Below are 12,048 nucleotides of genomic sequence, written 5' to 3'. Positions count from 1 at the left end.
CATGACACGCTCTCCCGCAGACATCATCCACGAATACGGCCCCTTCCCCGACGTCGCTTCGGTGCACGGAGTTACCTATGACGGCAGCCACATCTGGTTCGGGGCCGGCGACACGTTGAACGCGCTCGACCCTGCGAGCGGACAGGTGGAGCGCAGCATCGAGGTCGCGGCGCATGCCGGCGCCGCGTATGACGGCCGTCACCTCTTCCAGATCGCCGAGGATCGGATCCAGAAGATCGATCCCGTCAGCGGGGCGGTGGTCGGCACCATCCCGGCGCCCGGCAAGGGCGGGGATTCCGGGCTTGCCTGGTCGGACGGAATGCTTTGGGTCGGCCAGTATCGCAGTCGTCAGATCCACCAGGTCGATCCCGAAACCGGCGCGATCGTGCGGACGATCGAGTGCACCCGCTTCGTCACCGGAGTCACCTGGGTGGAGGGCGAGCTCTGGCACGGCACCTGGGAAGGCGACGAGAGCGATATCAGGCGCATCGATCCCGCAAGCGGCGAGGTGCTCGAGACGCTCGACATGCCCAGGGGCACCGGTCTCTCCGGCCTCGAATCCGACGGCAACGCGCGCTTCTTCTGCGGCGACGCGAGCAGCGGCACGATCCGGGTCGTCCGCCGCCCGCAGCGTCGCGCCGACTGACCGGGCGGCAGCGGCGACGGCCGGCTGACGGCGGTCGCTCTTTCCGGGTTGCAGATACGTCCGCACACGCGTATTATGCAGGCAACACACCTCGCGGGGAGAATGGCGATGCGCGGACCGATTGCTGCTGTGGGATCGATGCTGCTTCTGGCAGCCTGCAACTTCACCGCGGACGCGCAGAATCACGATGCCAAGCCGAGCGGCCAGACGGGCAGCCGCACCTTCGAGGTCGGCAGCTTCGACAAGATCGCGCTCGGCGGCCCGCACAATGTCGTCGTCACCGTCGGCGGCGCGCCCTCGGTGCGCGCGGAGGGCGATCTCGGGATCATCGACAAGCTCGACATCCGGGTCGAAGACGGCGAGCTCGGCATCGGGACGAAGAAGGGCTTCTCGTTCAGCTTCAAATCGGACCGCAGCCCGGTCACCGTCTACGTCACCCTCCCCGCCCTCGCCGCGGCCTCGATCGGCGGCTCCGGCGACATGAAGATCGACAAGGTCGCGGGCGACAGCTTCGAAGCGGCGATCGGCGGATCGGGCGACATGGACATCGGTGCCGTCGAGGTGAAGACGGCAAGCTTCTCGATCGGCGGCTCGGGCGGCATCCGCGCCAGGGGCAAGGCCGACAGCGGCGACGTCTCGATCGCCGGATCGGGCGACATCTCGCTCGAAGGCTTCGAAGTCCAGCGCACCAGCGTCTCGGTCGCCGGCTCCGGCAGCGTCAAGGCCCGCGCCATGCAGAGCGCCGACATCTCGATCATCGGCTCCGGCGACGTCGAACTCTCCGGCCCCGCCAAGTGCAACATCTCCAAAATGGGCTCCGGCGAAGCTCGCTGCACGGGGTGAAGCAGGGGGATGTCAGGGGAGGCCGCGCCTCCCCGTGACGCCTATCCTCACTCTGCAAAGCCGCCTTCGTCTTTACCCCCTCACCCTTTCCCTTCCTCCTTGCTGACCTTCCCCCTTGCTGAACCGAAGGGTCGGGCAGCAATAATCGGGCGCGCGCCTTTACCCTGCCATTAACCATTCGGGGCTAGGCTCTCCCGCATGAAGCGCCTCGCCCTCCTGCTCGCTCTCGCCCCGGCGCCCACGCTCGCCGCCGAGCGCAACTACTCGGTCACGGATTTCGATCGGATCCGCATCGAGGGTCCCTATGAAGTCACCCTCGCGACCGGCACCAACAGCCGCGCCCGCGCGATCGGAGATCAGGCGGCGCTCGATCGGATCACGATCGAAGTGCAGGCGGGAATGCTCAAGATCCATCCCAACCGTTCGGCCTGGGGCGGAAATCCCGGCGCGCAGTCCGGACCGGTCAAGATCGAGCTCGGCACCCGCGCCTTGAAAGGCGTGGCGATCGTCGGATCGAGCCGGCTCGCCATCGACACGGTTCGCGGCCTCAAGGTCGATCTCTCCGTCTCGGGAAGTGGCCGGCTCGATGTCGCTGCAGTGGACGTCGACTCGCTCGTTCTCGCCTCGGTCGGCGCGGGGACGATCGCGCTCGGCGGCACTGCCAAGCAGCTGCGCGCCACCGTTCAGGGCAGCGCCGCTCTCGAGGCTGAGGGTCTTCGCACCGACGACGCAATCCTCGCCGCGGAAACCAGCGGCAGGATCGCCTTCCGCACGGACCGCACCGCCCGCATCGCCGCCAATGGCCTTGGCGAAGTGCGCATCGCCGGCACAGCCGATTGCACCGTCACCGGCAGCGCCGCGGACGTGCACTGCGGGAAATAGGCCGAAACCTCAGCTATAGGGATACGGCTGGCCGCGCCCGCCCACCGGACGCGGCCACCTTGCCCCTCACCGCAATTTGCGCCCTTCCGCGTCCCAGATCTCGACGGTGCCGAGGTTCAGCGAACGCACCTTCGCCTCCATCTTCGAAAGATCGCCGACCACCACCCAGGTCATTGCGTCGGGGTTCAGCAATGCGCTGGCCGTGCTGGTGATCGTCTCCGGGCGAAGCGCCGCATATCGGCGGGGCAGGCTCGTGATATAGTCGTATGGCCGGTCGAAACGGCTGACCCAGCGCAGATAGCCGACCATCGCCTGATTGGTGTCGAACTGCCCGGGGAGACCGAGCACCTGGCCCTTGACGACCAAAGCGATCTCGTCGGCGGTGGCGGGCCGATCCTTGCGGATGTCGCGCAGCTCCCGCGCGATCTCGGTCAGCGCCTCGGCGGTCTTGTCGGTCTGGATGCTGGTGGCGATTCCGAACAGTTGCGGCCCCGCCGAATCCTCGACGAAGCTGTTGACCCCGTAGCTCCACCCCTTGGCTTCGCGCAGGTTCATGTTCAGCCGCGAGGTGAAGCCGCCGCCGAGCACGTCGTTGACCGCATCGAGATCGAAATCCTTGGGATCGAGGCCGGTCAGCACTGCCTGGCCGACCCGAATCGCCGATTGCTGCGCACCCGGCTTGTCGATCAGCACGATACGCGGCGTCGTCGCGGCGGGAACCGCCGCCAGTGCCTTGCTGCCCTTCGGGCGCGCGGGCGCCTTCCAGTCTCCGAAGCCCTTCTCGAGCGCAGCGGTCAGCGTCGCAAGATCGGTGTCGCCGGCCGCGTAGATCACGGCATTGTCGGGGCGGATCCAACTTTCGTGAAAGGCGACGACGTCGTCGCGGGTGAAGGATTTGAGCGTCTCGCCGCGACCAGAGACGGCGACGCCATAAGCATGGTCGGCGCCGTAGACGAGGTTGGCGAAGGCCCGCTGGGCAACATCGTCGGGGTTGGCGAGCGACTGGGCGAGCCCCGACAGGCCGAGCGCCCGGTCGCGCTCGATATCGGCCGGGCGGAAGCCGGGATTGCGGATGTAGTCGGCCCAGAGCGCGACCGAGTCCGGTAGCGAGCGGGTCAGCGCCGACAGCAGGAATGCCGTCGTGTCGGTGTCGCTGGAGCCGTAGATCCGCGTGCCGAGCAGCGCCTGGCGTTCGGCCAGCGCCTGGCTGTCGAGCGTCCTGGTGCCTTCGTCCATCAGCCCGAGCGTGAAGCCCTGGATGCCGCGCTTGCCATGCTGCTCGGCCGCGCGGCCGGCATCGAACACCATCGCCATCTCGACCAAAGGCGCGCCGGGCCGCTCGGCCAGAACGACCTTGATGCCGTTGGACAGGGTCGCTTCGCGCGTCGGTGGCAGAACCAGCTCCGGCGAGGCGCCGAGCGGCGGGATCGTCGCCCTGTCGGCAGTGTCGGCGATCGTCGCGCGGGTGCCGAACGGAAGCACGGTCAGCCGGTAGGCGCCCTTGGTCAGCCAATTCGTGGTTGCGGCCCGGACCGCCGATGCCTCGACTGCCGCGAAGCGCGCATCGTCCTTCTGGAACGCGCCCGGATCGCCTTCGAAGATCGCGCCGTCGGACAGCGCCATCGCCCGAACGTAGATCGATTCCATCGCCCGCGCCGTATCCGCATAAGCGGTCGCCTTGGCGCTCTTGAGCTCGGCCGGCGTCGGCCCATTCTTCAGGAAATCACCCATCACCTCGGCGATCGCCGCTTCCGCCGCGGCGCGGTCGACGCCGTCCTTCAGCCGCACGTCAACCGAGAAGATGCCGGCCACCGCGTAGGAGGAAAAATTGGCGGTCGCCGACGTCGCCAGCTGCTTTTCCTGGACGAGGGCGCGGTAGAGCCGCCCGGTCTTGCCGCGGCCGAGCACATGGGCGGCCATGCGCAAGGCCGTGGCGTCGGCGGTGCCGCGGCCCGGCACCGCCCAGTTCCAGGTGATCGCCGTTTGCGGCACCGCATCCTGCATCACTTCGCTCTTGTCCCGCTCCAGGGTCGGCACCCACGCGGTCAGCCGCCCGGTCGGCGGACCGGCGCCGATGCTGCCGAAATATTTCTCGGCAAGCGTCTTCGCCTGCGCCAACGTGACGTCGCCCGACAGGGTCACGACGGCGTTGGACGCGCCGTAATAATCGCGGAACCATTGCTTGACGTCGTCGAGCGACGCAGCGGTCAGATCCTCCATCGAACCGATGGTGGAGTGATTGTAGGGATGGTCGGTGGGGAACAGGCCGGCCGCGATCCGCGCGTCCATGGTGCCGTAGGGCTGGCCCTCCCGCAGCCTCTTCTCGTTCTGAACGACGCCGCGCTGCTCGTCGAGCTTGGCCTTCGTGACCGCGCCGAGCAGATAGCCCATCCGATCCGATTCCAGCCACAGCACGCGCTCAAGCCCGCCGGTCGGCACAATCTCGTAATAATAGGTCTGGTCGAGCGAGGTCGCACCGTTGACGCCCGACGTGCCGATCTCCTGGAGCGGCGGCATATATTCCTTGTCGTGATGCTCCGAGCCGTTGAACATCAGATGCTCGAACAGGTGCGCGAAGCCCGATTTGCGCACCGGCTCGTTGGCCGATCCGACATGGTACCAGACCGCGACCGCGACCTTGGGTGTCTTGTGGTCCTCGTGGACGATGACGCGCAGGCCGTTCGCCAAAGTGAATTGCTGGAACGGCACCAGATCGGCGGCGGCCTCCGGCGCCGGCGCCGGGGCGGCGGCAACCGGAGCAGCAACCGCGACGGCGGCGGCCGTGGCGAGCAGCGTGAACATCTTCATGAAGAATCCTCGAAAGAAAAAAGGAGCCGGCCCTCGGAAAGTGGGGGGAAGAGCCGGCCCAGGGAATTGGCTGAGCAGCGCGCTCAGAAGGTGGTGGCGAGGCCGATCTTGAAGCGGCGGCCGCCGAGATAGGTCGCGCGGGTGTAGAAGGTCGGGCTCCCTGCCTGACCGCCGAACGTCTCCTCGACGTCGGGGCTCGACGTGCCTCGCAGCAGGTCGGATCCCTCGACGTAGATCCTAATCTGGCCGAAGCTCGGGCGAAGCCAATATTCGGCACGAAAATCGAGCGTCTGCACATCCTCGCTGAACATGCTGAGGCCGCGCGGCCGGAACATGGACAGGGCTCGCGATTGGAAGCCGTAGGTCAGAGTCGCGTCGATCCCGTATTTGTTGTAGGTCAGCGCCGCCGTGCCCGAATGCTTGGGCTGCTGGTTGAACGGAATTCCGCGGAATTCGTAGAAGTTGCCCTCGATCGGGTCATAGGACCATGTAATTCGCTCAGACCGTGAGCTCTTGGTGTAGGTATAGTTGGCGAAGATGCCGAACCCGCTCCAGATGCCCGGCAGGAAATCGAACTGGCGTTCGATCTGCCCCTCGATGCCCCAGATCGTCGCCACCCGGTCGCTGTTCGCCGGGGTGGTGCCGAGGATGAAGTAATTTTGCGGGTTCGACGGGTCGAAATAGGGTGGGCCCTGGAAGTAGGGATGGTCCGGCAGGGTGAGCGCGGCGAGGTTGGCGGGCCCGTTGGTCATGTTGGCCTGTAGCAGATTATTGATCCGCTTGTAGAATCCGCTCAGCTTCATGATCCCGATCTTGTGGTAATATTCGCCGCTGATGTCGAAATTGTGCGTCGTCGCCGGCTTGAGATCGGGGTTGCCGGTGTTGATTTCGAGCCGGGGCTTGACGCCCTCGGGCCCCGGGATCGGAATGTTCAGGAACGAGATCCGGGTCTGCGCCGACAATTGGCCGATCTGCGGCCGCGCCACCGACAGGAAATAACCGCCGCGGAAGATCAGATTGTCGCTCTGGCGATAGTTGAACAGGATCCGCGGGAGAAAGTCGCTCGCGGTCTCGGTCTCCGTGACCAGCGTTCCGAAATCCCGCTGGAAATCGAGATCGATGCCGATTGCCCCGCCATTTTGCGGGATCGGACCGATATAGGTCGGGAAGACGAGGTTGGAGGCTTCGAGGTGAGTGCGGTTGTAACGCACGCCGCCGATCACCTCGAGCTTGCCGAACGTCAGCCGCGACTGGAGATAGGCGGCGAAGCTCTCTTCCAGGGTGCCCTGCTTGTCCTGATCGGGGTGGGGGACGATCGGCGTGAGCGTGAAACCGCTGGTGCCGGCCGCGAGCTGGTCGATATTCCTGACGAACCTGCTCAGCGATTTCTCGTCGACCACGGCAAAGCCGGGCGCCCTGACGCCGATCCGGGACAGGTCGGACGGGCTGAATTCCAGCCCCACCGCCGAAACCGGGACATTGCCGCCGAGCTGCGACCGGAGGAGGTCGCGCTTGAACTCGGTCCGCTCGTAATAGGCGCCGGCCTCGACATAGCTGAAGAAGCCCGCATCGGGCTGCCATTTCGCGCTGAAGCTGCCCGTGTAACGGTCGTTCAGCCCCTTGGTGACATCGATCTGGCCGCTGGCCTGGTCGATCGTGAAGTTCGACGGATCGTTGACGAACGCCCACCCGCTTTGGCTCAGCAGCGGCAGCGGAATCCCGTTGCCGCTGCGTGCCGCCCAGCCGGTGAGGATCCGCCCGGTCGCGGGATCGAACGCGTCTGGGGCGAAGAAGTCCGCGCGCGCGTCGGTGTCGGGCATTCTCAGCGTCGTTACGAACTCACCGGGATGGGTCTCCGCGCCATGGGCATAGCCTGCGAGATAGGTGAACTCGAACTTGCCGAGATTGGTCTTGCCGTTGAAGCTGTAGGTGTCGCTGACGTTCTTGACGTCGCGGTCATACGTATATTGCTGCTCCCGGCTCAACGCCTCATTGCCCGGCGTCAGATCGATCGAGAGTTCGGCAATCGCCTTCCCGCCGGGCACGTCGAGATATTCGCTCGCCGTGAAGAAGGCATCGACCAGGCCGTATCGGTCGCGCTTCGTTTCGGAATGCTGGAAATCGAACTTGAGGTTGGTGTGGCTCGCGATCTTCCACTCCGCCGACACGGTGGCAGCCATCGTCCTCTGCTTCACGTGATTGAAGCTGGTCTCGAGCCGGGTCGGAAAGGCCTCGTCATCGCCGGGCGTGAAAGGGAAGTTGATCAGCGGATCGTTCATCTCGAACACGGATGGCTCGCCGTTGGCGGTTACCGGCATCGTGCGCCCATATTCCAGGATCGTGTTGTACGAGATGTTGCGCACCGAATTGCGCCGATATTGTACCGAGGCGCTGAGCCCGAAATTGCCGGAGGCACCGAAGGTGCCGGAAACGGTGCCGGACGCCAGGAAATCGTCGCTGAAATCCTTTGGCCCAAGCCCGCCCTCGATCAGAAAATTGGCATAACGCCGGGGCCGGTTCAGCGGCGACAAGGTCTCGATCTCGATCAACCCGCCGGTGCCGGCGCTGTCCTGACTCGGCAGCAGGCTCTTGTGGATGGTGATCCGGCTCACCGAATCTGCAAGCAGGTTGGAAAGATCAGCCGAGCGCCCGATGCCACTGCCGACCGGGAGATTGAGGCCGTTGAGCTTTACTGCGTTCATGTCGGGCTCCAGCCCGCGGACGATGACGTTGGTGCCGTCGCCGGTCACGCCGTCGCGTTGGAACGAAACGCCTGGCGCGCGGCGCAACGCTTCGGAGAAGGTAGTGCCGTTGAAATTGCCGAGATCATCGGCGGAGATCACATCGGAACTGTTCTCCGCCGTGCGCTGCAGGTTGAGCGCGTTGGCGCGGGCGCTGCGCGATCCGTAGACGACGATCTCGCCGACCGTGTCGCGCGGCTCCGCCATCACGAACTCGGCGCGGGCGGGACCCTCCCGCACCTCGACCGTCTCGGTGACGGTCGCGAACCCCAGGAACGAGATTTCGAGCGTGTAGCTCCCGGCCGGCAGATCGGGAAAACGGAAATTGCCGAGATCGTCGGCCGTCGCGGTCTGGCCCGTTTCGACGATGCGGACGAGCGCACCGGCGATGTTGCGATTGCCGTCGGCCTGGGCGACGTGGCCGATAATCGCGCCCGATCCACCGTCCGCCGATGTCCGGCTCAGCGCCGGCGAATTGCCCTGGGGCGTGCCGACCACGTAGGATCCGCCGCTGGTCACGCTGAGGCCGAGGCCACTGCCCTGGAGGAGCCGGCGATAGGCGGCCTCGGTGGCAAAGTCGCCGCGGAGCGCCGGCGCCCCCTTGCCGCGCACCGCGGCGTCCGAAAAGACGATGTTCGAACCGGTCTTCGACGCGACCGCACGCAGCGAGCGCGCCAGCGACTGGGCCGGCAGGTCGAACGAGAACAAGGCCTGTGCTTGGGCCGCGAGCGGAGTCGCCAGAGCGCAGGATGCCATGGCGTAAGCAGCGAACGAAACTTTGGATACCATCATTCCCCCTAGCAAGGGGCGGCAACCCTTCCCCTCATTTGGGTAGACGATGGTGCGCTGCAAAACCGACATGGATGGGACACAAAAATGTCACCGGGGATGAAATTAGTCAGGATTGCCTCGCCAGCCTGGCAGAGGCCTTCCGCTCAAGCAGCTGAGATAACTTGATCTTTTGAATAAGCGCAAACGCCAACCCTCTCCGCGCCAGATCGGATTGGGATCCTATCGAACGATGCGCAGCTCGCTTTGGCCATGCTGAACCCGCAGGCCGTGCAGCGCCGCGATCGCACTTGCAAATTCGGCCGTGTCGTTGGTCGCGAACACGCCGGACACGCGCAGCGACGCGAGCCGGGGGTCGCCGATCGCGATCCGCGGCCCGCCGTAACGGTTGAGTTCGGCGACCGCGTTGGCGAGCGGCGTGTCGTTGAACACCGCCTGGCCGCGGCGCCATGCCGTTGCCGCTTCCATCGACGGCTGATCGATCAACGGCGGCGCCTCCGCGGTGGCGATCAGCCGTTCGCCGGCGGTGAGCAGAGCCGGCGCTTCGGCCCCCTCCGGTGTCTCGCGCAGCGGCGCCACCGCGACCTTGCCCTCGATCAAGGTCACCACCACGCTGCTGCCGCTCCGCCGGACGATGAAAGCGGTTCCAACCGCGCGCACGGTTCGATCGCCCGCGGTTACGACGAACGGGCGATCCGGGTTGGGCGCAACTTCGAACATCGCCTCGCCGCGATCCAGCGTCACCCGGCGCACCTTGTCGTCGAAAGCGACGTGGAGCTCGGTGCCGGTGTTGAGCGCGATCCGGCTGCCGTCCTTCAAGGTAGCAACCCTCTGCTCGCCGATCTCGGTCGAATAGTCGATGGTCGGATCGCTCAGCCACCAGCCGCCCGCACCGGCGGCGATCAGCAGCGAGGCGGCGAGCGCCATGCCCCAATGCTGCTGACGCATGTTCGGTCGCGGAATCGCCCGCGGCGCCTCGGCTTCGTTGAGCCGCGCCGCGCCCGGGATCATCGCCCAGATCTCGGTTGCCCGCTCGAAGGCGGCCTCGTGCTCCGGGTCGGCCTGCAGCCAGGCACGCAGGGCATCGTCGGTCGTCGCCGACCGCGCGTCCGAATTCAGCCGCGCGATCCAGACCGCAGCCTCGGCATCGGCGCGCGGCGGTTCACCATCAGGCGTGCGGCGGGCTGCGCTCACCATTCCGCCATCCACTGCATCAGTTGCAGCGTCGCGCGCGCGACCTGCTTCTCGACGGCGGCGACCGACATGCCTTCGGAAGCGGCGATCTCGGCAAAGCTTAGATTTTCGAGCCGGCGCTTGAGCAGGATCCGGCGCGTTCGCTCGGACAGCTGATCGAGCCCTTCGGCGGCATGGCGGAGGCGCGCCTGCGCCTCGACGATCTGCGCCGGATCGGGGGCGTGGTCGGCGATCGCCTGGACGTCGGTATGGTCGACGAACGGCGCGCGCGCACGGCTCCGGGCGCGATCGATCGACAGGTTCACCGCCGCGGTCACCAACAGAGCTTCCTTCGAGCGGGCCGCATGGCTTTGCTCATAATGCTCGATCTTCAGGAAAGCGTCCTGCACGAGTTCGTCTGCATCCTCCTCGGAAACGCCCCGTCGCAGCACCGCGCGCCGCGCTTTCGCAAGCATTTCGGCAAGGCTCGGCATCTTCGGCTCTAGCCCTGCATCTCATCAGACGCGCGAGACGGACATATCCGACATTTCACGGTGCGATTAATTCTGACGGCGGCGGCCCGGCGATGTGCGCGCCGCGAAACAGGCAAGCTTGAGCTGCGATGACGACGCGCACGCGACACGTTGGTCCAGATCCCCCTCGAACCGAAAACGCCGCCATCGTGGTGAAAAGCCGCCACCCTGTCCAGCCGCCGGTGAATCTATCTCTCCGCCGTCACTCGTCGGCGACCGCACCGAACGCCCTCACCTCTGCCCGAAACGGGAGAGGGGAAAACCAACCCCTCTCCCACTTGGGGAGAGGGAGGGGCCCAAGCCGCAGGCCTGGGAGGGTGAGGGCCGTCAATCCTCCGCGATGTGGCTGTGCGCACGCGTATCGCGCATGAACAGGTAGACGAGCAGCGAGACGAAGATCAGCCCGGTGACGTACCAATAGAAAGCGTCCTCGATCCCGGCGCGCTTGAACCGCAGCGCGACATATTCGGCCGTTCCTCCAAACAGGGTATTAGCGATCGCGTAAGGCAGCGCGACGCCGAGTGCGCGGATGTGGGCGGGGAACAGCTCCGCCTTCACCACCGCATTGATCGCGGTGTAGCCGGAGACGATCACCAGTGCCGCCAGCACCAGCGCGAAGGCGGCATAAGGACTGGTGACCGTCTCCAGCGTCGTGAAGATCGGCACGGTGAACAGGGTGCCGAGAATTCCAAAGGTGATCATGATCGGCTTGCGGCCGACTCGGTCTGAAAGCGCGCCGATTGCCGGCTGGAGGAGCATGTAGACGAACAAGGCCGCGGTGGTGATCTCGGTCGCCGTTTCCCGGCTGAAGCCCGACGTGTTGGCGAGGAACTTCTGCATGTAGGTTGTATATGCATAGAAGGCCAAGGTGCCGCCGGCAGTGAGGCCGATCACCAGCAGCGCTTCCTTCGGGTGATAGCGGAGCAAGGTCAGGCCGCTCGAGCGCGGCGTGCCCGATTTCTGCGCGTTCTCGAAACTCTGGGTCTCGGCGAGCCGCCGGCGCAGATAGAAAACGAAGATCGCGAGCACCGCCCCGATCGCGAACGGGATCCGCCAGCCCCAGTTTTCCAGCGCGCTCTCCGACAAGGTCGATTGCAGCACGAGCAGGACGGCGAGCGCGATCAGTTGGCCCGAGATCAGGGTTACGTACTGGAAGCTCGAATAGAAGCCGCGATGCTTCCGCTCGGCCATTTCGCTCAGATAGGTGGCGCTTGCGCCATATTCGCCGCCGACGCTCAGCCCCTGCATCAAGCGGGCAAGGACGAGGATGGACGGCGCAAGCACGCCGATCGACGCATAGCTTGGAGTCACCGCGATCAGCAGCGATCCCAGGCACATCAAGGTCACCGAGAGGGTCAGCCCCGCCTTGCGGCCCCGCCGGTCGGCATAGATGCCCATCACCCAGGCACCGATCGGACGCATGACGAAGCCCACTGCGAAGACTGCCGCGGTGCTCAGCAACTGGGCGGTCTGGTCGCCTTCCGGGAAAAAGGCCGGCGCGAAATAGAGCGCGAAGGCCGAATAGACGTACCAGTCATACCATTCGACGAGATTGCCCGCGGAGCCGCCGAGGATGTTGCGGATCCGGTGTGCACGATGCGGACCCTGGTTCGCCACGCTGTCCGTCATCGCT

Annotated in this window: 8 protein-coding genes; 3 read left to right on the top strand and 5 right to left on the bottom strand. The window is 65.7% G+C overall.

From position 1 onward, the window contains the following. Position 1 precedes the first annotated feature (1 nt). From C7I55_RS17495 to C7I55_RS17485, 3 genes are all read left to right on the top strand, one after another. Complete coding sequence (locus tag C7I55_RS17495; protein ID WP_106514284.1) at positions 2 to 646, top strand: Vgb family protein; 645 nt, start codon at positions 2 to 4, stop codon at positions 644 to 646. Positions 647 to 754: 108 nt separating this feature from the next. After that, complete coding sequence (locus C7I55_RS17490; protein WP_158266470.1) at positions 755 to 1,489, top strand: head GIN domain-containing protein; 735 nt, start codon at positions 755 to 757, stop codon at positions 1,487 to 1,489. Between the two features lie 198 nt (positions 1,490 to 1,687). Next, a complete protein-coding gene (locus C7I55_RS17485; RefSeq protein ID WP_106514282.1) occupies positions 1,688 to 2,371 on the top strand; it encodes a head GIN domain-containing protein in 684 nt (227 codons plus the stop codon). A gap of 66 nt (positions 2,372 to 2,437) precedes the next feature. Here the strand turns inward: C7I55_RS17485 and C7I55_RS17480 are convergent, their stop codons facing one another. From C7I55_RS17480 to C7I55_RS17460, 5 genes are all read right to left on the bottom strand, one after another. Continuing rightward, entirely contained in the window at positions 2,438 to 5,179 is a 2,742-nt protein-coding gene (locus C7I55_RS17480; protein WP_106514281.1) for a M16 family metallopeptidase, read from the bottom strand. Positions 5,180 to 5,262: 83 nt separating this feature from the next. Next, on the bottom strand, positions 5,263 to 8,709 hold the full coding sequence (locus C7I55_RS17475; protein WP_158266469.1) for a TonB-dependent receptor: 3,447 nt from the start codon (positions 8,707 to 8,709) through the stop codon (positions 5,263 to 5,265). 222 nt (positions 8,710 to 8,931) lie between these two features. After that, a complete protein-coding gene (locus C7I55_RS17470; RefSeq protein ID WP_106514279.1) occupies positions 8,932 to 9,906 on the bottom strand; it encodes a FecR family protein in 975 nt (324 codons plus the stop codon). After that, the gene (locus C7I55_RS17465; protein ID WP_106514278.1) at positions 9,900 to 10,376 is read right to left on the bottom strand and encodes an RNA polymerase sigma factor; all 477 of its coding nucleotides are present in this window, start codon (positions 10,374 to 10,376) and stop codon (positions 9,900 to 9,902) included. Before C7I55_RS17465 ends, C7I55_RS17470 begins: the two co-directional genes overlap by 7 nt. 366 nt (positions 10,377 to 10,742) lie before the next feature. Continuing rightward, positions 10,743 to 12,044 (bottom strand): MFS transporter, encoded by a 1,302-nt coding sequence (locus tag C7I55_RS17460; protein ID WP_106514277.1) that lies wholly within the window; start codon positions 12,042 to 12,044, stop codon positions 10,743 to 10,745. Positions 12,045 to 12,048: the final 4 nt, after the last annotated feature.

It is taken from the genome of Allosphingosinicella deserti (assembly GCF_003012735.1).
GTDB lineage: Bacteria > Pseudomonadota > Alphaproteobacteria > Sphingomonadales > Sphingomonadaceae > Allosphingosinicella > Allosphingosinicella deserti.
Note: the sequence above shows the minus strand (reverse complement) of the source record. Positions and strands in the feature narration are given on the sequence as shown.

Bases quoted from the DNA above. Each gene is read 5' to 3' on its own strand.
- C7I55_RS17495 (WP_106514284.1), top strand. From the start codon at position 2: ATGACACGCTCTCCCGCAGACATCATCCACGAATACGGCCCCTTCCCC.
- C7I55_RS17490 (WP_158266470.1), top strand. From the start codon at position 755: ATGCGCGGACCGATTGCTGCTGTGGGATCGATGCTGCTTCTGGCAGCC.
- C7I55_RS17485 (WP_106514282.1), top strand. From the start codon at position 1,688: ATGAAGCGCCTCGCCCTCCTGCTCGCTCTCGCCCCGGCGCCCACGCTC.
- C7I55_RS17480 (WP_106514281.1), bottom strand. From the start codon at position 5,179: ATGAAGATGTTCACGCTGCTCGCCACGGCCGCCGCCGTCGCGGTTGCT.
- C7I55_RS17475 (WP_158266469.1), bottom strand. From the start codon at position 8,709: ATGGTATCCAAAGTTTCGTTCGCTGCTTACGCCATGGCATCCTGCGCT.
- C7I55_RS17470 (WP_106514279.1), bottom strand. From the start codon at position 9,906: ATGGTGAGCGCAGCCCGCCGCACGCCTGATGGTGAACCGCCGCGCGCC.
- C7I55_RS17465 (WP_106514278.1), bottom strand. From the start codon at position 10,376: ATGCCGAGCCTTGCCGAAATGCTTGCGAAAGCGCGGCGCGCGGTGCTG.
- C7I55_RS17460 (WP_106514277.1), bottom strand. From the start codon at position 12,044: ATGACGGACAGCGTGGCGAACCAGGGTCCGCATCGTGCACACCGGATC.